At 36.6% G+C, this 21,126-nt stretch carries 16 protein-coding genes; 9 read left to right on the top strand and 7 right to left on the bottom strand.

Going from position 1 to position 21,126, the window contains the following annotated elements; all coding sequences use genetic code 11:
• Window positions 1-84: 84 nt before the first annotated feature.
• From MR062_RS13810 to MR062_RS13800, 3 genes are all read left to right on the top strand, one after another.
• A complete protein-coding gene (locus MR062_RS13810; RefSeq protein WP_242205277.1) occupies window positions 85-1,293 on the top strand; it encodes a DUF6807 domain-containing protein in 1,209 nt (402 codons plus the stop codon).
• A gap of 19 nt (window positions 1,294-1,312) precedes the next feature.
• Complete coding sequence (locus MR062_RS13805; RefSeq protein WP_242205275.1) at window positions 1,313-2,689, top strand: Gfo/Idh/MocA family protein; 1,377 nt, start codon at window positions 1,313-1,315, stop codon at window positions 2,687-2,689.
• A 113-nt stretch (window positions 2,690-2,802) separates the two neighbouring features.
• Entirely contained in the window at window positions 2,803-4,182 is a 1,380-nt protein-coding gene (locus tag MR062_RS13800; RefSeq protein WP_242205273.1) for a putative oxidoreductase C-terminal domain-containing protein, read from the top strand.
• A 137-nt stretch (window positions 4,183-4,319) separates the two neighbouring features.
• Here MR062_RS13800 and MR062_RS13795 read toward each other — a convergent pair whose 3' ends face one another.
• Both MR062_RS13795 and msrB read right to left on the bottom strand, forming a co-directional pair.
• On the bottom strand, window positions 4,320-4,871 hold the full coding sequence (locus tag MR062_RS13795) for a DUF1572 family protein (RefSeq protein WP_242205271.1): 552 nt from the start codon (window positions 4,869-4,871) through the stop codon (window positions 4,320-4,322).
• A 78-nt stretch (window positions 4,872-4,949) separates the two neighbouring features.
• A complete protein-coding gene (gene msrB, locus MR062_RS13790) occupies window positions 4,950-5,438 on the bottom strand; it encodes a peptide-methionine (R)-S-oxide reductase MsrB (protein ID WP_242205270.1) in 489 nt (162 codons plus the stop codon).
• A gap of 169 nt (window positions 5,439-5,607) precedes the next feature.
• Between msrB and MR062_RS13785 the strand changes: the two genes are divergently transcribed.
• Window positions 5,608-6,423 (top strand): M48 family metallopeptidase, encoded by an 816-nt coding sequence (locus MR062_RS13785; RefSeq protein WP_242205268.1) that lies wholly within the window; start codon window positions 5,608-5,610, stop codon window positions 6,421-6,423.
• A 66-nt stretch (window positions 6,424-6,489) separates the two neighbouring features.
• Window positions 6,490-7,803 carry an MFS transporter gene (locus MR062_RS13780; RefSeq protein WP_242205266.1) on the top strand — a complete coding sequence of 438 codons (1,314 nt, stop codon included), beginning with the start codon at window positions 6,490-6,492 and terminating at the stop codon, window positions 7,801-7,803.
• 41 nt (window positions 7,804-7,844) lie between these two features.
• Here MR062_RS13780 and metE read toward each other — a convergent pair whose 3' ends face one another.
• On the bottom strand, window positions 7,845-10,148 hold the full coding sequence (gene metE / locus MR062_RS13775) for a 5-methyltetrahydropteroyltriglutamate--homocysteine S-methyltransferase (protein WP_242205264.1): 2,304 nt from the start codon (window positions 10,146-10,148) through the stop codon (window positions 7,845-7,847).
• A gap of 135 nt (window positions 10,149-10,283) precedes the next feature.
• Here metE and MR062_RS13770 point away from each other — a divergent pair, with 135 nt between their 5' ends.
• Both MR062_RS13770 and MR062_RS13765 read left to right on the top strand, forming a co-directional pair.
• A complete protein-coding gene (locus tag MR062_RS13770; protein ID WP_242205262.1) occupies window positions 10,284-10,769 on the top strand; it encodes an Lrp/AsnC family transcriptional regulator in 486 nt (161 codons plus the stop codon).
• 141 nt (window positions 10,770-10,910) lie between these two features.
• Complete coding sequence (locus MR062_RS13765) at window positions 10,911-11,894, top strand: hypothetical protein (RefSeq protein WP_242205260.1); 984 nt, start codon at window positions 10,911-10,913, stop codon at window positions 11,892-11,894.
• A gap of 78 nt (window positions 11,895-11,972) precedes the next feature.
• On the opposite strand, the gene MR062_RS13760 is transcribed toward MR062_RS13765, so the two are convergent.
• The 4 genes from MR062_RS13760 to MR062_RS13745 all read right to left on the bottom strand — a co-directional run bounded on the left by MR062_RS13760 (window position 11,973) and on the right by MR062_RS13745 (window position 16,918).
• Window positions 11,973-13,061: a DUF4097 family beta strand repeat-containing protein gene (locus MR062_RS13760; RefSeq protein WP_242205258.1), complete on the bottom strand. Its 1,089-nt coding sequence runs from the start codon at window positions 13,059-13,061 to the stop codon at window positions 11,973-11,975.
• 46 nt (window positions 13,062-13,107) lie between these two features.
• Window positions 13,108-13,674 (bottom strand): hypothetical protein, encoded by a 567-nt coding sequence (locus MR062_RS13755; protein ID WP_242205256.1) that lies wholly within the window; start codon window positions 13,672-13,674, stop codon window positions 13,108-13,110.
• Window positions 13,675-13,685: 11 nt separating this feature from the next.
• A complete protein-coding gene (locus MR062_RS13750) occupies window positions 13,686-14,249 on the bottom strand; it encodes an RNA polymerase sigma factor (RefSeq protein ID WP_242205254.1) in 564 nt (187 codons plus the stop codon).
• A gap of 116 nt (window positions 14,250-14,365) precedes the next feature.
• Window positions 14,366-16,918 carry an ATP-dependent Clp protease ATP-binding subunit gene (locus MR062_RS13745; protein WP_242205252.1) on the bottom strand — a complete coding sequence of 851 codons (2,553 nt, stop codon included), beginning with the start codon at window positions 16,916-16,918 and terminating at the stop codon, window positions 14,366-14,368.
• A 249-nt stretch (window positions 16,919-17,167) separates the two neighbouring features.
• On the opposite strand from MR062_RS13745, the gene gyrA reads away from it, so the two are divergent.
• Together gyrA and MR062_RS13735 are read left to right on the top strand one after the other, a co-directional pair.
• A complete protein-coding gene (gene gyrA, locus MR062_RS13740) occupies window positions 17,168-19,705 on the top strand; it encodes a DNA gyrase subunit A (RefSeq protein WP_242205250.1) in 2,538 nt (845 codons plus the stop codon).
• A 112-nt stretch (window positions 19,706-19,817) separates the two neighbouring features.
• Window positions 19,818-21,065 carry a tetratricopeptide repeat protein gene (locus MR062_RS13735; protein ID WP_242205248.1) on the top strand — a complete coding sequence of 416 codons (1,248 nt, stop codon included), beginning with the start codon at window positions 19,818-19,820 and terminating at the stop codon, window positions 21,063-21,065.
• The last annotated feature ends 61 nt before the right edge of the window (window positions 21,066-21,126 follow it).

Here is a 21,126-nt window from a genome sequence, read left to right as displayed (position 1 = left end):
GTAATATGTTGCTTTTAATTATGTTTGCTGAGACTTATAAAAATGCATGAATATTTGATTAATTTATTGTTTAAACCTATTAAGTTGAAGTACCTCATTCTATATGGTTTTTTGTTGAGTTTATTGGCCTGTAATAATAAGGAGGTTTACCGTTTTGAAATTCAGGGAAAACCATACTTAGCGGAAACTCCAGTAGCATTGGATATGTCAAATGTAACATTTAAGGACTTTGTTCTGCTAAATGAAAATGGAGAAGTACCTTATCAAGTAGATCATGAGCATAATATGCTATGGTTTATATATCAGCCCAATCAGTCTACCACATTTTATATTGAAGAAAAGCCTAAAGAAGAACAAGAAGAAACAAAATTGAAATATAAGAATGAAAATGGGGACCTTAAATTGTTATTAAACAACAAGCCAGTTTTGCAATACAGATATGAAATGCATTATCCGCCAGAAGGTGTAGATTCCATTTTTAAAAAGTCAGGGTACATACACCCTATTATAACCCCTAAAGGTGATACCTTGACGCGAATCAATCCGCCAGATCATAATCATCATTACGGAATTTGGGGCCCTTGGACCCATACACAGATTGACTCGGTACGTGTAGATTTTTGGAATTTGGGAGACGGTCAAGGTACGGTTCTGTTTAAAGCGTTTGAGTCCACTGAAGAAGGAATTGTCTACAACGGGTTCAATGCTATCCAGGAACATATTGATTTGAAGACCAAAGAGGCTCCCCAAGTTGCACTAAACGAAAATTTAAAGGTACGTTTATGGGATCTAGATAGAACCGATCGTTATATGTTCGATTATATTTCAGAATTTAGTACTCCACTAGAAAAAGGTATTCTTTTTGAAGCTTACAGATATGGAGGCGGTCTCGGTATGCGGTTTAACGAACGTTGGCATAAAGACAATTGTAAGGTGTTGACTTCCGAAGGAAAGACCCGTTTGGATGCCGATGGTTCCAATGCAAGATGGGTTATAGTGAGTGGCGAAAATAGCAAGGGAGATAGTACAAATGGGATTTTATTCATGAGTTATCCAGATAACAGAATGCATCCGGAACCCATGCGTGTTTGGCCGCAAGATGCCAATAACGGGAGGGGAGACATGTTTTTTGAGTTTTGTCCCATCCGCCATAACCAATGGAAAATAGAACCAGATAAAAACTATAGCCTTAAGTATCGAATGGTCGTTTTTGATGGGGAGCTAACAGCAAAAGAAGCAGAAGCCTATTGGCAGGCATTCGCAAATCCTTTGCAAGTGCAGATTGTTTTATAATTTAAACCGATAAAGTATTATGAATAGAAGAAAATTTATTAACCAAACAGCATTGGGAACTGTGGCTATGGTAGGATTTCCGTCCATTGTCCCGGCACATGTATTAGGTAAAAATGCGCCTAGTAACAAGATAAATATTGGTCAGATTGGTTGTGGACGTATAGCGCGCGACCATGACATACATGATACCATTCGCTTTGATGAAGCCCGATTTGTGGCCGTGTGCGATGTCGATTCCAAAAGAGCTATAGACGCTAAAAACTTGGTTGATGGGTTCTATAAGGAAAAGACAGGGAAAGCCAATTATATGAATACCAGGGTGTATGAAGATTATCGGGAAATGCTGTTAAATAAAGATATTGATGCGGTGGTTATCAGTACACCAGACCATTGGCATTCACAGCCTGCTATGGAAGCGGCATTGGCCGGTAAAGATATTTATCTGCAAAAGCCAACATCTTTAACTGTTAGGGAAGGGCAACAGCTTCGGGAAGCCGTACAGAAAAGTGGGACTATTTTACAAGTAGGTACACAACAACGTGCCATGCCTCAATTTAGAATTGCAGCTGAGTTGGTGAGAAACGGACGTATAGGGAAACTCCATACAGTTAAAATTGGACTTCCAGGTGATCCAGCTGGACCAGAAGCACCAGAAATGCCTATTCCTCCAAACCTAAATTTTGATATGTGGTTAGGGTCGACCCCAGAAGTGCCATATACAGAAATAGGTGTGCATCCACAAGATGGCTATGGTAGACCAGGGTGGTTGCGCCAAAGAAATTATGGTGCGGGAATGATTACCGGTTGGGGACAACACCATTACGATTCAGCAGCTTGGGGAATGAACACCGAATTAACGGGGCCAATTTCTGTAGAAGCATTGGCCGAATTCCCAAAATCGGGACTTTGGAACGTACATGGCGATTTCTTTGTAAAGCATGAATACGAAAGCGGAGTTACCGTTTATACTAGTGGTGGATATACCAACGGAATCAAGTATATAGGAGACGATGGTTGGATTTTTGTATCCCGAGGAGCCTATACAGCTTCGGCTTCAGATCCGGTAGATAAAGAAAAGAGTGCTAAGGCATTAAATGCATCCGATCCAAAACTATTAGAATCCGTTATTGGTGAAAATGAAATTCATCTTGAAGAAATAGACGATCAGCATGGTAACTGGTTGGAGTGTATTAAAACAAGGAAACAACCCATTTCATCAATAGAAAAAGGACATAAGGCATGTGCCATTTGTTTAATAAGTGATATCGCCATGCAATTTGATAGAAATCTGGAATGGGACCCAGAAAAAGAGGTGTTTATTAATGACGATGAAGCTAATGCCATGTTACGTCGAGAGCAGCGTAAGCCATATGGTACCGATTATGTAAAAATATAATTTAGATAAACTTAGGGAACACCTCCTTTATTAAAGCGGAGGTGTTTTGATTTATTAAAGAAAATCAGTAACTATGTTAGCTCATAGTTTCGGGTTTTAATAGATAGTATAGAATGAAATATTTAGTATTAATATTGTTGATGTGTTTTGGCATGTCGTGTGCTAATAAGAAGCAATCAGATCAAGCGGTTCAGGTAGAAAAGCCAGAAAAGGTTAAGTTAATGACTTTAGACCCTGGACATTTTCATGCGGCATTGGTTCAAAAAACAATGTATGATCAAGTAGATCCTAATATATATGTTTTTGCTCCCGAAGGTCCAGAAGTAAATGATTTTTTGAGCAAAATAGCATCTTATAATTCAAGAGAAGAGTCGCCTACACAATGGAAGGTCAACACATTTTTAAGTGAAGATTACTTAAATCAAATGTTGGAGAAGAAACCAGGTAATGTTATGGTTGTAGCAGGAAAGAACTCTAAAAAGGTAGATTATATTCTGGCAGCCGTAAAAGCGGGGTTGAATGTTTATGCAGATAAGCCACTAGTGATTAATCCCGAAGGATTTGAAAAGCTTAAAGAAGCCTTTAAAATAGCCAAGAAAAATAAAGTGTTGATTTACGATATAATGACCGAAAGGTTTGAATCTACAACAGCAATCCAAAAATTATTTTCCACATTACCAGAGGTATTTGGAAGTTTGGAAGAAGGGACTCTGGAAGATCCGTCAATAAGTAAAGAAAGTATCCATCATTTTTTTAAGTATGTCTCGGGTAAACCTCTGGTGCGTCCGGCTTGGTTTTTTGATGTTAATGAAGAAGGCGAGGGGATAGTGGATGTAACCACACATTTGGTCGATTTAATCCAATGGGAAGCTTTTCCAGGCCAGGTTATAGATTCAACTAATATTGAAATGTTGAGTGCCAAACGTTGGGCGACTGTTTTGAGTAAGGAACAATTTCAAAAGGTTACGGGATTGGACGCTTTTCCAGAATATCTTAAAAAGGATGTGAAAGATGGAAAGCTGCATGTGTATTGTAATGGAGAAATGATTTATAAAATTAATGGAAAGCATGCTAAAGTGTCGGTAATTTGGAATTACCAAGCTCCTGAAGGTACAGGTGACACGCATTATAGTAATATGAGGGGAACTAAAAGCAACCTTATTATTAAGCAGGGAAAAGAAGAACATTATAAACCGACGCTTTATGTAGAAGCAAAAAACACAAAAGGGTTTGAAGAAGCTTTAAATACAGTACTGAAAACTGAAGTAGATAAGGTGTTTTCTGGAACAACGGCAGAGAAAATTGCAGACAATATTTGGAAAATAAAGGTGCCAGACGTCTTTAAAATAGGTCATGAAGCCCATTTTTCACAGGTTACAGAAAATTATCTAAAGTACTTGGAGGCAGGTAAACTTCCCGATTGGGAAGAACCCAATATGATAGCCAAATACTATACCACTATTGAAGCTTTTAAAATGGCAATACAGAACTAAAATGGGTTAATAGGTTTAGGACATGACAAAAATCCTTTGTATTTTTTTCTTTGCTTTCTAGCCTGTAACTGAAACGAGGTGGTATTAATGAGGGCCAAAAAGTTTCCTGTCTTGTATTGAGTAGAAAACAGGTTGTTTTACAGATCATCAGTAAAATGTGTTCTGGTCTTTTCTTTGCTGAATTTTTCTTGATTAAAACTTTTAGAGTCCCCTTTAGGAATTGAAAGCGATTTCCAGTCTTTACCTTTTAAGACTTTTCCCAAAAAAACAATTTGCCCAACATGGTAAGCATAGTGCGCCAATTGTCGGTTTATGGCTTCGGTAACTGTATGCCCTTGGTTTCTAATATAAATAATCCTTTCTAGGTCTTCAGTTTTTAAAGGTGTTATGGTATCAAATAAGCATTGCCACCCTTTTTCCCAAGTATCAAGAAGCTCTTCTCTGGAAGTATAGCTGTCTTCAAACTCCAAATCCCGATGTCGCCAGGTTTTTTCTCCGTCTTCAGTTAAAAAATTAGTCCATCGACTTAACATATTACCAGACATGTGCTTCACTATTATGGCGATAGAGTTGGCATCTTTTGCAATTTCATTTTGTAGGTCGTCAAAATTTAGCTGGCTAAAGGTTTTATCACCTAAGCTTTTATAATATTCAAATTGTTTAATAATACTTGTGAGATAGCTTTCCATTCAATAAAAATAAAATTTCAAATCCCAATTTCCAAACGGTAATGAGATTTTGGGCATTAAAATAATTTTTAGAGCGCTCTAATTATCTTTTTCTGGAATAAATTTTATGGCAACACCATTTATGCAGTGGCGTTTACCCGTAGTGTCTTTGGGGCCATCATTAAAAATGTGTCCTAAGTGACCACCACAGGTGGCGCAATGCTCTTCAATGCCATAAAAGCTATTGGTATTGCCGCTGGCGTATGCTACATTGCCTTTTATCTCTTGGTCAAAACTAGGCCAACCCGTTCCGGAATTAAACTTGTGTTCACTTTTAAACAAAGGTGTTTCACAAGCCTTACAAACATAAATGCCCTTTTCGTAGTTGTTGTTTAAAGGACTGGAAAAAGCACGTTCTGTACCCGCTTTCCTTAAAACGTAATATTCCAAATCCGTTAATTGTTTTTGCCATTCGGCTTCTGTCTTGGAAACCTTGTATTTGGTATTGGATTTTTCAGCTTGCTTTTGGGCAGAAGAATTGCAATTGCATATTAGTATAAACGACAGTATAATTATGATTTTATTCATGGTATGGATTTTGTTTGTACTAAGTCGAAAACCTAATTTATACCTAACATGTTGTATTGATCAATATTCAAATTAAATAAATTTTTGTGACCAATAAAAATAAAAAGTGTCTGTTGTATATATAGATGTTTTGTATTTTTAACATTAAATAAAATTAAAAATTGATGTAATGAAAATTAAAAAGACTTTGTTAATTATAAGTTCAGCTGTATTAATTATGGCTTGTGCGACCAATCCATTTACAGGTAAAAAGACAATGGCTTTAGTGTCAAATTCCCAGTTGTTCCCTACCTCGTTTGCCCAATACAATGATTTTTTAAGTGAGCACAAAGTGGTTAAAGGCACAAAAGACGCCGAAATGATAACCAGGGTAGGCCAGCGTATTGCAGTAGCAGCAGAACGTTGGTTAAATGCCAACGGTAATCACGGTTATTTAAAGGATTATAAATGGGAGTATAATTTGGTCGACGATAAAACCGTTAATGCTTGGTGTATGCCAGGAGGGAAAATAGTGTTTTATACCGGTATTTTGCCTATCGCCAAAAATGAAACCGGTGTGGCGGCCATTATGGGACACGAGGTAGCACATGCCTTGGCAAACCATGGGCAGCAACGTATGAGCGCAGGCATGTTACAGCAGGTAGGAGCTGTGGCCGGAAATGTTGTCATTAAAGATGAAGAAAAAAGAAATGTATTTAATCAAGCCTATGGAGTAGGATCTACAGTAGGGGTTATGTTACCGTTTAGTAGAAGTCATGAAACCGAAGCCGATCAAATAGGGTTATACCTTATGGCTGTTGCAGGGTATAACCCTGATGAAGCGGCAGAGCTATGGAAACGCATGAAAGCTAGTAGTGGCGGGCAGACACCACCAGAATTTTTAAGCACGCACCCTTCCAATGAAACGCGAATAAGTAACTTGACCAAATGGGCTCCCAAAGCAAAAGAAGAAGCTAGAAAATTTGGGGTTACCTCATTTAGGTAATAGTTTGTATGACTAAAATAAAATATTTGTTTACTTTAGAAGCTGTCAATTTAGACAGCTTTTTTTATGAGAAAACTTGAAAAAGGAAGCCAAAAGCTTCTTAACGCATGGGCGTTTTACGATTGGGCAAATTCGGTATATACCTTAACGATAGCATCATCTATATTCCCTATTTTTTATTCGGCATTATTTCTTACTGAAGTTAAACAAGTACAAGCCTTTGGTTTTGAGTTTAAAAGTACGGCGTTAATCACTTTTGTTACGGCATTTACTTTTTTGGTAGTGGCGTTTATTTCACCCATATTATCTGGTGTAGCCGATTATATAGGTAACAAGAAAACGTTTCTAAAGTTTTTCTGCTATTTAGGAAGTGCAGGCTGTATTGGCTTGTACTGGTTTAGCTTGGAATATATTCATTTAAGCTTGTTATTTTACTTCATGGGCCTAATAGGCTATTGGGGAAGTTTGGTGTATTATAATTCATATTTGCCGGATATTGCATATACAGAACAACAGGATAGTATTAGTGCTAAAGGGTTTTCAATGGGGTACATAGGTAGCGTTGTTTTATTGATAATAAATTTAGCAATGGTAATGAGTCAAGAGTCAGGTGAAGCTAAAATGCAAATGATGCGTTATTCGTTTATAACTGTTGGTGTATGGTGGGCGTTGTTTAGCCAGTATACATTTTATTGGTTGCCAAAAGGTGTTTCAGAAGGTCATAAAATAACTAAAGCTATTTTGTTTAATGGCTTTAATGAATTGCGATTGGTTTGGAAGGATTTAAAGAAAGACTTGAGGTTAAAGCGTTATTTGTATGCTTTTTTTGTGTTTAGTATGGCAGTCCAGACCATAATGTTGGTTGCGGTATTTTTTGGAGAGGAAGAGATTGCTTGGGCTAGTGCTGAAGAAAAAACTACGGGATTGATTGTTAGTATTTTGGTTATTCAACTGGTTGCTGTTATAGGGGCAACGTTAACATCGAAGGCGTCTGAAAAGTTTGGTAACATAAAAACACTTATAGGGGTAAATGTTATTTGGATGGTGCTTTGTGTTTATGCTTTTTTTATGATTACACCTTTTGATTTTTATATCGCCGCAGGAATTGTGGGGATGGTTATGGGGGGGATACAATCCTTAGCACGATCGACATATTCAAAGTTTTTACCAGAAACAGAGGACACAACATCCTATTTTAGTTTTTATGATGTTGCCGAAAAAATAGGTATTGTTATTGGTATGGTTATCTATGGCACTATTGACCAGTTTACGGGAAGCATGCGAAATGCTATTTTGTTTTTGGTCATTTTCTTTTTATTAGGCATTATTTTATTGTTTAGGGTGCCGAAAAAAGAAAAGCCTAATGCTGAGTTGTTTTAACTCAGAATTTAGGCTTTCTTAGTTGAAGCGTGGCTTTTGGGCTATACTAGTTCAGTTTCCAGCTTTCTTAGATTATTAGCAGCTTTTACAATATTCTCTAAAGCTTTTTTGGTTTCTGGCCAATTCCTGGTCTTTAAGCCACAATCTGGATTTACCCAAATATGCTCTTTTGGCAGTACGTTTTTAGCTTTTATAAGAAGTTGCTCAATTTCATCTAGCGTTGGTACTCGCGGCGAGTGAATATCGTAAACTCCAGGTCCTATTTCATTGGGATACTTAAAATTAACAAAGGCATCAAGCAGTTCCATTTCAGAGCGTGAGGTTTCAATGGTGATGACATCGGCATCCATATCGGCAATGCTCGCTATAATGTCATTAAATTCAGAATAACACATATGGGTATGGATTTGGGTTTCATCTTTAACGCCACTGGCTGAAATTCTAAACGCTTTAACGGCCCAGTTTAAATAGTTAGCCCAGTCTTCTTTTCTTAACGGTAGGCCTTCTCTAATAGCGGGTTCGTCAATCTGTATTACTTTTAAACCATGCTTTTCAAGGTCAACAACCTCGTCCCTAATGGCTAGGGCTATTTGATTGCAGGTAATTTTTCTGGGTTGGTCATCCCTAACAAAGGACCATTGCAAAATGGTTACAGGACCGGTTAGCATACCTTTTAATGGTTTGTTGGTCAACGACTGGGCGTAGGAAGACCATTTTACGGTCATAGGCTTGTTGCGGGATACATCACCAAATAGAATAGGGGGCTTTACGCATCGGCTACCGTAGCTTTGTACCCATCCAAAGTCACTAAAGACAAATCCGTTTAATTTTTCTCCAAAATATTCAACCATATCATTACGCTCAAATTCACCATGAACAAGTACATCCAGTCCTATATCTTCTTGAAAATGTATAGAGGCCTCTATTTCTTTTGCAATTAGGGCGTCGTATTCTGTTTGGGATAACAGCCCCTTTTTATGTTTTAACCGCCAACTTCTAACTTCTTTTGTTTGTGGGAACGAACCAATGGTAGTTGTTGGGTATAAAGGTAAGTTAAGCGCATGCTTTTGTTTTGTTTGCCGTACCTTGAAATTACTTGCTCTATGGCTGTCTGAATCTTCTAGGTTTGCAATGCGCTCTTTTACGTTTTGGTTGTGAATTAATTTTGATTTTTTTCTTGTTAAGTTGGCCAGCTTATTTTCCTCAAAAAGGAATAAATAGGCATCGTTTTCTGGTAAGGACAGGTTTTTAAGCGCTATTATTTCATTAAGTTTTTGTTTTGCAAAGGCCAGCCATTGTTTTATTTCGGATGGTAAATTGGTTTCTAGGTCTAGGTCGTAAGGTGTGTGTAGTAACGAACAAGAAGCCGAAATCCATAAATTATCCAAAGGAATTTTAGAGGATGCTTTTTCTATAATTTTCAATGACGCTTCAAAGTTATTTTTCCAAACGTTTCTTCCGTTAATAAGCCCTAAGGATAATTTAGTGCTAGGGTTAAAGTGTTTAGACTCCAGAATGTCATCAAGTTGAAGCGGGCACCTTACCAAATCCAGATGCAATGTGTCTACCGGTAATTGAAGGGCAATCTCTAAATTATCACCATAACAGTCAAAATAGTTGGCTAGGTATATTTTTAGCTTTGGGAATTTGGTGTTTATTTGTTCGTAAGTGGATTTAATAGCTTGTTGTTCTTTATAATTAAGATTTAGGGCAAGGCAAGGCTCATCAAATTGTATGTATTCAACTCCTAAGTTTGTTAGTTCTTGAATTATTTCAAGGTAAACAGGCAGCAGCTCACTTAATAAATCCAATCTGTGAAACCCTGCTTCTTTCTCCTTTCCTAACAAAAGAAATGTTACAGGGCCTACCAGTACAGGCTTTGTTTTAACTCCCAGTTCCAGTGCCTCGGTATATTCGTTGATAATTTTTTTTGAAAAGAATTCGAAAGTTTGTCCTTTTTCAAATTCAGGAACGATATAATGATAATTGGTGTCAAACCATTTTGTCATTTCCATGGCGGTTACATCGATATCTTCTTTTTGAAGACCTCGGGCCATTGCAAAATAGAGCTCTAAAAAGTTATTTTCAGCAATGTTTTTGTAGCGTGTTGGAATACATCCAACCATTAAACAGGTGTCTAAAACCTGGTCGTAAAAAGAAAAATCGTTGGATGGAATTAAATCAAGCCCTAATTCTTCCTGCAGAAGCCAATTTTGTTTTTTTATTTCAGCTCCGGTTTGCAGTAGTGCCGTTTCGTCTATTTTTCCAGCCCAAAAAGCTTCACAGGCTTTTTTAAGTTCGCGTTTGTTTCCAATTCTTGGGTATCCTAAAATGGTAGATTTCATAAAATATTATTAGTGTTAATGACTGTTCAAAATTAAATTTAAAGAATGAAAAAGAATGATATATGTAGTTATTTGAATATAATATCTATATTTGATAGATATATCAGAATAAAAATCTTTTCAAACTAAATAAGGATGGGGTTAATAGAAAAAAAATCTGTATTGCAGCTGGACACTGTTGATATGCGTATTTTGAAAATATTACAGGCAAAGTCTAATTTAACCATTAAAGAATTGGCGGCTAAAGTGGATTTATCTCCAACGCCTGTATTTGAGCGTGTTAAGAAGTTGGAGAGGGCTGGATATATAAAAAACTATGTAGCTGTTTTAGATGCAGAGAAGTTAAATAAAGGCTTAATGGTTTTTTGTAATATTTCATTAAAGGAACACACACGTAAAATAGGAAATCAATTTGTAGAGGGGATCCTTGCGCTTCCAGAAGTAGTAGAGTGCTACAATATTTCTGGAGATTACGACTTTTTTTTAAAAATTCGGGTTAGCGATATGAAAGAGTATCAAAGTTTTGTATTGGATCGCTTGGGTAATATCCCAGGTGTAGGAAGTGCTCATAGTACTTTTGTTATGGGGGAGATAAAGCATACGTATGCAATTCCCTTATAGAGCAATGTATGTGGGGTAATTGAGTCTGGATCAAGGGTGGTTTTAGATAAGTTTTTGAATCCGTTTTTAGTGTCAAAGAGGTAAGACAAAGTATCCGAAAAATAATATTAATTAGTATGTTTGTAGAAATAAATCTACATTATGAATTTTAACCACTTGAAGTCTTTTTTTGCTACCATTGTACTTGTTTCGTTTTTTTTCTCTTGTAATATAGAGCCTTATGAAGGGGATGTACCTGAAGAAGTTCCGTCTTGTGAAGAAGCGACTCAAAATCTAGCAGCAGCGGCATTGAATTATGCAACGGTAGTGCCGTCAGATGAAAATTATATAGTGCTATGCCAAGCCTATAAGGCTGCTCTAGAAGATCAAATAGCGGTATGTGGCGATCCAGATGGTAGTTTTCAATTATTGGTTGATGCCTTGGGAGATTGTGGAGAGGAGCCTTCAGCATCTGGTGATTATTGGCCTATGAATGTGGAGAACAGTTGGACTTACAATCAAAAGATTGATGGTGTTTCCCAGCCAGAATCGACTATGAAAATAGGTGGAGTAGAAGACTATCTAGGGGTTTCAAGATATTATTACAGTAACTTTATAGGAGCTGCACAGGGTACTGATGGCACAGGTCTTGAAAATATTAATGTTAAATATTACACACATAAGCACAATGGGGATTATCACATTGCGATAAGTGAAATGACATTAGAAATACCTCAAACTTATAAAGTAACCCAAAGCGCTTATGATTATATAATTTTAAGGGATTATCTTGATGTAGGAGGGAAATGGAGTACTAGTTTTGATGTGGTAACATCTTATGCTCCAATAGCTGATGGTGTACCTAACTTACCAGATGTTAAGTCTAATTATAATATTGATTGCGAAATTTTGGACAAAAACATATCTGTAGAGTCGAATGGAGTAACGTTCTCTAATGTTATTAAGCTTGGGTTTAAGCAGGTAACATCAATAGAAGGTCTGCCAGCAAGCACTGCTACTGTAGATTATGTTTATTATTTTGCTAAGGATGTAGGTGTGGTAAAAGTTGAAGGTACTGTTTATGATGCAGACGATAATATTACTAGTAATGTTCTACAGGAATTAAAGGTTTATACAGTCAATTAAAGGTTTAAATAAGTTATTAAAAAACCACTCAATTTGAGTGGTTTTTTTGTTACTGTCCGTTGTTTGCTGATGATGCATTTAATTTTTGAAAAAGGTTACATTGCCATAATCTGATTTAATGGTTATGACATTATTTGATGATTGGTTACCATGATATCCTTGGTATAATTTGCTAACAGAGTTTTTGGTTTCTTTGGTGACGGTTAGTCCGTCCTTATCTGTAAAAGACGCATAATCTAAATCTAAGTTGAATTTAAAATTATAGTTTGGATCGTAACCTATTTTTATACCGGTATAGTCGGAGTCGATGGTAGCATTCGTTGCATGTTCATCCATTCTACCTATTTTAATATTGCCATAATCTGCTTTAAGGGTAACGCTTTTGTAAACATCTCCTATAATAGTGGTTAGGTAATCGCCATTTCCAACTATATTGTTTGCTTTATCTATTTTGATATTGCCATAATCACAATTGTAATTTACGTCTTCCGCTATTTCAATTTTTGAATTGGTGTAATCTGCATTAAGGTCAATTTTTTGGGCTTTCGAAACGGTGAATTCGCTATAGTCGGCATTTATACTTCCGCTTTTTATATATTCAAAGTAGCAGCCTTTACTGTAGTCAAATTCGAGAGCGTTATCATCTGCCATTAATTCACCAGTGGTTATTTTTCCATAATCACAATGTATTGTGGCCTTACCTTCTAGTTTCTCTAAGTTTATATTGCCATAATTGTTTTTTAAATTAACATGGTTGGATATGGGCATTTTAATCACGTAATTTACCTTTATGTTAACCTTGCTTTTGCCTCCCCAATCCCACCAAGATTTAGAGCTTTTCTTGTTGAATTTAGTTTCTGCGGCAACCAAATCTTTTGTAGCTGAAAAGGTTACATCTACAGCATTTAATTTTTCCATTACTTTTTCTTCATCTTTGCCAGAAGCGGTAATGGTGATTTCAAAAACAATTCGGTTTTCGTTCCAGGTAACAATGTCTAAGTTGCCATAGCTGTTTTTTACTTTTAAGCTAGCATCTGCATTAACCGAAAATTCCTTGTTTATAGTTTTAGTCTTGCTATGCTTATCTTTTATAACAGATGTGGCAGAAATGAATAAGGGCAACATTAAGCATGTAACTAGGGTTTTAAAATGTAGTGCTCGTTTCATGTGTTCGTTTTTTAATTGTTGTGAAAAAATATAATGTTTTAGTAATCTAAATATGGGATTCGTTTAAATGTTTTGATGTATCATTTAATTGTTTTACCGTATCAATTTGTTCTAAAGTATTTTTCAAAATAGTTATACGATTTTGAAAGTTTGAAATCATGGCATAAATAACGCGGTTGTCATCACCGCTTTCAATTAGATCGGTTTTGAGTTTTTCGTAGTCTGTTTCTAATATTTTGATTTGATTTAAAGCGTCCTGTACCAAGCTCTGAACTTCAGGAATTGACTCTGCTTTTAGTTTATTAAGCGCTTCATCGATAGTTGCAGTAAAAAAACCTTGCGTTTCTGCCATTTTGGGAGATATGCTAGCTAAATCACCCGTTTCTGTTTCTTGCTGCATGCCAAAAGCAATGGTTATTAGAAGTAAAATGGATGCCGCAATCCCAACAAAAGATCTCCAGTTGTATTTTTTTGTGTTGTTTACTTTAATTACTGGAGCGTCCTGGTCTTTAAGTTTTTTTAAAAAGCGCGCCTCGTGCCCAGTTTCGGGATTTTCAGTATCAAAATCATGTTCTAGGTTTTTAAATATATCGTCTAAAGTTGTCTTGTCCATAATCAAATGATTTAGTAAGCAATTGAGGCTTGTAATTTTTGCCTTAAACTCTCTTTTGCTCTTGAGATGGTTGTTCTACAATTGGTGTAAGAGATATTCATAATGTCGCTTATTTCTTCATAATCGTAGCCTTCAATTAAATTTAAGGTTAGCGCAATCCTGTAATTATCCTTTAGTAATTTCATTGCATTTAAAACCTGTTTGGCTTTTAGGTTTCTAAAATCATAAGCACTGTCAAAGCCATTGGTTTCTTCTTTAATCTTGTATAGTACATCATCTAAGGGAACATGGTTGTTTTTATTGTTTTTGTTATAGTGATGTATGCTATTGTTTATAACAATTCGTTTTAACCATGAACCAAAAATTTTAGGATCATTTAAGGTATCCAGTTTTGTGAACGCCATTAAAAATGAATCTTGCATGATGTCCTCTGCCTCAAATTGGTTTTTTATAATCCTTATGGAAGCATTGTACATGGCCTTGTAGTATCTGTTATAAATTTCCAATTGCGCAGATTGGTCTCCAGACTTACAAAGTGCTATTAGCTGCTCAGTATTTAATTGGGTTGGTGTCAATAAAACAAATTGTTACTCTATAGATTAGCGAATTATTTTTTTGTTACAGTTTTTTCAAAAAAAAAATCCCACATTCAAATTGAAAGTAGGATTTTAATAATGTTTAAAAGTGTTCTTTATTCAGATTCTGTAGGCTTTTCGGCTTTTTCAATAGATATTTTTAGTTCATTATTTTTCTTGTCTAAATCTATTTTTATGCTATCGCCCTCTTGTAAATGGGATGCTACAATTTCTTCAGCCAATGCATCTTCAACGTACTTTTGAATGGCGCGTTTTAATGGCCTGGCTCCGTATTGTTTATCAAATCCTTTTTCCGCAATATAATCTTTGGCATTATTGGTTATGGTAAGATTGTAACCTAAGCCTTTTATTCTTGCCAGAAGTTTTTCCAGTTCGATATCAATAATCTTATTGATGTCTTCTTTTTCAAGCGGATTGAATACCACTACATCATCAATTCTATTTAAAAACTCTGGAGCAAACGATTTTTTAAGGGCATTTTCAATCACGCTTCTTGCGTTGGCATCTTCTTGTGCTTTTTGCGAAGCGGTTCCAAATCCAATACCAGTTCCAAAATCCTTAAGTTTTCTGGCTCCAATGTTAGATGTCATAATGATTATAGTGTTCCTAAAATCAATCTTTCTGCCCAGGCTATCGGTTAAATAACCATCGTCCAATACTTGTAACAACATGTTGAACACATCGGGGTGGGCTTTTTCAATTTCATCCAAAAGGATTACCGCATAGGGTTTGCGTCTTACTTTTTCGGTGAGCTGCCCGCCTTCTTCATAACCAACATATCCGGGAGGCGCACCAATTAATCTGGAAATGGCAAATTTTTCCATGTATTCGCTCATGTCTATGCGGACCAGTGCGTCTTCACTATCAAAAAGTTCTCTCGATAGTACTTTGGCTAATTGTGTTTTACCAACTCCGGTTTGACCTAAAAAGATAAACGAACCAATAGGTTTGTTAGGATCCTTAAGTCCAGCTCGGTTGCGCTGAATGGCCTTAACGACTTTAGAAACGGCTTCATCCTGGCCAATAACCTTACCTTTTATTAAGTCTGGCAATTGTGCCAGTTTATTGATTTCGGTTTGTGCAATCCGGTTTACGGGTATTCCTGTCATCATAGATACCACATCGGCAACATTGTCTTCGGTAACAATTTCTCTATGGAGTTTTGTTTCTTCTTCCCATTTTTCTTGGGCAATGGCCAATTCTTTTTCAAGACGCTTCTCGTCGTCCCTTAATTTAGCGGCTTCCTCGTATTTTTGTTTTCTTACTACCGAGTTTTTGGTTTCCCTAACATCTTCAAGTTTCTTTTCCAGTTCAATAATTTGTTTAGGAACTTGAATATTGGTAATGTGTACGCGCGATCCAGCTTCGTCTAAAGCATCAATGGCTTTGTCTGGCAGAAAGCGTTCTGTCATGTAACGATTGGTCAATTTCACACAAGCTTCAATGGCTTCTTGGGTAAAATCGACGTTATGGTGCTCTTCGTATTTGCCCTTAATGTTGTTAAGGATTTCAATGGTTTCTTCAACCGTAGTAGGTTGAATGATAACCTTTTGAAAACGTCTTTCCAGGGCACCGTCTTTTTCAATGTATTGTCTGTATTCATCTAAGGTAGTTGCGCCAATGCATTGAATTTCACCTCTTGCTAAAGCAGGCTTGAACATATTTGAGGCGTCTAGACTTCCTGTAGCGCCGCCAGCACCAACAATGGTATGGATTTCATCAATGAATAAAATAACATCGTCGTTCTTTTCAAGTTCGTTCATAACGGCTTTCATGCGTTCTTCGAACTGTCCGCGATATTTTGTGCCAGCTACTAAGCTTGCCAAATCGAGTGTAACCACCCGTTTGTTGAATAGAATACGGGATACTTTCTTCTTGGTAATACGCAACGCTAATCCTTCGGCAATAGCAGATTTACCAACACCAGGTTCGCCAATCAATAGGGGATTGTTTTTCTTGCGTCTACTTAAAATCTGTGAGACACGTTCTATTTCCTTTTCTCTACCTACTACAGGGTCTAACTTACCATCTTCTGCCAATGCAGTTAAATCGCGCCCAAAATTGTCTAGAACAGGGGTTTTGGATTTTTTGCTAGACTTGCTTGTAGGGGTATTAAAAATATTGTCCTTATCTGAAGCTTCTTCAGTGCCTGAATCATCGTCTTGGAAAGACTCTGATTTAGGTTCTATATAGTCACTGTCGTTTGTAATCATAAGTTTGAATTGTTCTTTAACATTGTCGTAGTCAACTTTTAGTTTATTTAAAAGTTTTGTAGTTGGGTCGTTTTCATTTCTTAGAATGCAAAGTAACAGGTGTGCCGTGTTAATGGAAGTACTCTGAAACAGTTTGGCTTCTAAAAAAGTTGTTTTAAGGGCACGTTCGGCCTGCCGTGTTAAATGTAAGTTCTTTTTTTCGTTAGAAGAAGCAGAAATATTGGGATTGGCAGGGCTTAAAATTTCTACCTTACGTCTTAAGTGGTTTAAATCTACATTTAAAGCATTAAGTATATTAATAGCCTTACCATTGCCATCTCTTAATAAACCAAGCATTAAATGTTCTGTGCCAATAAAATCATGGCCTAAACGTAATGCTTCCTCCTTGCTATAAGCAATTACATCTTTTACCCTAGGTGAAAAATTATCATCCATAATAGTCTCCTTTCTGCATTAAAAATACTAATAATAGTTACTAAAGGCAAAAACTATACCTTAAAATGCTAATTGACGAAAAAATCTTTATAAAATCAAAACATTTTGGCAGATACTTATTAACTAAAAAAGCTGCTTAAATTGTTAATAAAAACCATCAAAAAAATACGCTGGAAAAGCTTAGTATAACTAATGAAATACTTATATTAGCATGTTTTGAAAAATTGATAAAATTTAATTAAATAATATATGGCAGAAGGAGAAAAATTGATCCCTATTAATATTGAGGATGAAATGAAATCGGCATACATTGATTACTCAATGTCGGTCATTGTGTCACGTGCTCTACCAGATGTTAGAGACGGTTTAAAACCAGTACATAGACGCGTACTTTATGGTATGCACGAATTGGGAGTAAGGTCGAATTCAGCTCACAAAAAATCTGCAAGAATAGTTGGTGAGGTTTTAGGTAAATACCACCCTCATGGAGATACATCGGTTTATGATGCTATGGTGCGTATGGCACAAGAATGGAGTTTGCGCTACATGCTTGTTGATGGTCAAGGTAACTTTGGATCGATAGATGGCGATAGCCCAGCAGCAATGCGTTATACCGAAGCACGTATGCGCAAGATATCGGAAGACATGTTGGCAGATATCGACAAAGAAACTGTAGACCATAAATTAAATTTCGACGACACCTTACAAGAGCCAACAGTTTTGCCAACGCGTATTCCTGGATTGCTGGTAAATGGTGCGTCTGGTATTGCGGTTGGAATGGCTACCAATATGCCACCCCACAACCTTTCTGAAGTTGTAGATGGTACAGTGGCTTATATCGAGGATAATACTATTGAAGTCGATGAACTCATAAAATATGTAAAGGCACCAGATTTTCCAACTGGAGGGACCATTTATGGTTACGATGGAGTAAAGGAAGCATTCCAAACAGGTCGTGGCAGAATAGTGATTCGCGGAAACGCCAATATTGAAGAAGTTAATGGTAGGGAATGTGTTATAGTGACCGAAATCCCTTATCAGGTCAATAAGGCAGATATGATTAAAAAGACTGCCGATTTGGTGAACGAAAAGAAATTAGAAGGTATTTCAACTATTCGTGATGAGTCCGATAGAAATGGTATGCGTATAGTTTATGTACTGAAGCGTGATGCCATTCCTAATATCGTTCTTAATAAGTTATATAAATATACGGCTTTACAGTCGTCGTTTAGTGTGAACAATATTGCTTTGGTAGACGGTCGTCCGCAACTGCTCAATCTAAAGGACTTGATCCATTATTTTGTGGAGCATAGGCATGAGGTTGTGGTTAGACGTACGAAATATGAATTACGTAAGGCTGAAGAACGTGCCCATATCCTGGAAGGATTAATTATAGCATCTGATAATATAGATGAAGTTATTGCATTAATTCGAGCATCATCCAATGCCGATGAAGCACGCGAAAAGTTAATGGAACGCTTCAAATTATCCGAAATTCAAGCGAAGGCCATTGTTGAAATGCGATTGCGACAGCTTACAGGCTTAGAGCAAGATAAGTTACGCTTAGAGTATGAAGAGCTATTAAAGACCATCGAAGACTTAAAAGATATCTTAGACAAGAAAGAGCGTCGTATGGAAATCATTAAGGAAGAATTGCTTCAGGTTAAGGAAAAGTATGGTGATGAGCGTCGTTCAATTATAGAATATGCTGGAGGTGATTTAAGTATTGAGGATATGATTCCAGATGAAAAAGTGGTAATTACCATTTCCCATGCGGGCTATATAAAGCGTACTTCACTTACCGAATATAAAACACAAAACAGAGGTGGCGTTGGGCAAAAGGCATCAACCACGCGTAACGAAGACTTTTTAGAACACTTGTTTGTGGGGACCAATCACCAATATATGTTGTTCTTCACACAAAAAGGAAAGTGTTTCTGGATGCGTGTTTACGAAATCCCAGAAGGTAGTAAAACGTCTAAAGGACGTGCTATCCAAAACCTTATTAATATAGAACAGGACGATAAGGTCATGGCATTTATTTGTACGCAAGACCTTAAGGACGAAGATTATATTAATAACCACTATGTTATTATGGCGACTAAAAACGGACAGGTAAAGAAAACGTCTTTAGAACAATATTCGCGCCCACGTACCAATGGTATTAATGCCATTACCATTAAAGAGGACGATGAATTACTGGAAGCCAAACTAACCACCGGTAATAGCCAAGTGATGTTGGCACTTAAATCGGGTAAAGCCATTCGTTTTGAGGAGGCCAAAACGCGACCTATGGGGCGTAATGCTTCAGGGGTTCGAGGTATTACTTTAGCCAACGATAGTGATGAAGTAGTTGGAATGATAGCCGTAGACGATATGGAAAGCAATATATTGGTTGTTTCTGAAAATGGCTATGGTAAACGTTCTAGTTTAGAAGATTATAGAATTACCAACCGAGGTGGAAAAGGAGTTAAAACCATTTCAATTACAGAGAAAACAGGTAATTTAGTGGCCATTAAGAATGTGACTGATGCAGATGACTTAATGATTATCAACAAATCTGGAATAGCTATTCGTATGGCTGTTGAAGATTTAAGGGTGATGGGCCGGGCAACACAAGGTGTTAAACTAATCAACCTTAGAAATGGTGATTCCATAGCTGCTGTTGCAAAAGTAATGCATGAAGATGATGAAGTTGAAGATGCTGAAGCTATTGAAAATGCTAATGATTCGGAGGGTGGCACAACTCTTGATAGTAATTTGGACGAAAATAAAGCAGAAAGTTAAAAGCTAATATTATTTTAAAATGGAACATCCATGCTAAGACCTTTATCGTATAGTATAAGGACACATGGATGTTACATATAACCGATAAAAAACAATAAATTTAAACACACTCATGAAAAAACAAGTTATCGTAGCTTTAGCTGTTTCGATTGGCGCATTTTCATTTGCGCAAAAGAAAGAGTTGAAAACAGCAGAAAAAGCTATTAAAGGGACTAATTATGCAGAAGCTAAAGCGGCTTTAAACCAAGCTAAGGCTTTAATGTCTGCAATGGATGAAAAGAATAAGGCAAAATACTATTATTTATTGGGGCAAGCCCTCTATGCAGGAGGAGCAGGTTCTAATCAAGATATTGATCAAGCACTAGAAAGCTTTAATAAGGTTGATGGGGCTTACGGATCAGAAATAGCTGAGATTAAACAGCAAATGACCAATAATATATTAACTAAAGGAAACAAGGCGTATGAAGCAAAAGATTTTTCGAAGGCTTCAAAACATTTCGAACATGCCTTTAGAACTTCTCCAAAAGATACATTGTTCCTTTATTATGCAGCAGCGACAGCAGTTAACGTCCAAGAATACGATAGGGCTTTAAAATTATACGAAGAATTAAAAAAGATAGGTTACACAGGCGTTGCTACAGAATATTATGCGACTAATAAGGAAACTGGAGAAGAGGAAGTTTTAGACAAAACCACTAGGGATTTATATGTAAAAAGTGGTACCCATATTAAGCCAGGAGAGCGCAAAACAGAATCTAAAAAAGCAGAAATAGTTAAGAATGTTGCTCTTATTTATGTAAGTGAGGGCAATAACGAAAAGGCTCTTGAAGCTATGAAAGATGCCAGGGCAGAGAGTCCAGAGGATATAAACCTTATTCTTAGTGAAGCTAATGTGCATTATAAGATGGGCAATAAGGATAAATTTAAGGAGCTTTTGGAAGAAGCAACAAAAATGGATCCTAAGAATCCAGAATTACAATACAACTTGGGCGTTATAGCTTCAGAATCTGATGATAAAGAAAATGCCAAGAAGTATTACAAAAAGGCTATTGAGTTAGATCCTAATTATGTAAACGCTTATATTAATATGGCAGCTCTAGTGTTAAGCCGTGAAGAGCCACTTATTCAAGAAATGAATGGGTTGGGGACCTCTAAAGAAGATGACAAAAGATATGAGGAGCTAAAAGAAGAGCGTCAACAGTTATATAAAGATGCTATACCGTATTTATCAAAAGCATTAGAAATTGATCCAGAAAATATTAATGCCGCTAAAACCTTAATGAATATTTATAGTGTTACTGGCGATACTGCCAACTACAAAGCATTGAAAGCTAAGGTAGAAACTTTGGAGGGGCAATAAACACCTCTTTTAAATAAAAATTAAAGCCGTATGGTCGCTGAGGTTCTCGAAGTGCATGCGG

It is taken from the genome of Aestuariivivens insulae, from assembly GCF_022662195.1.
In the GTDB taxonomy this organism is placed as follows: domain Bacteria; phylum Bacteroidota; class Bacteroidia; order Flavobacteriales; family Flavobacteriaceae; genus Aestuariivivens; species Aestuariivivens insulae.
The sequence above is the reverse complement of the archived record's forward strand: the minus strand, read 5'-3'. Positions and strand labels throughout refer to the sequence as shown.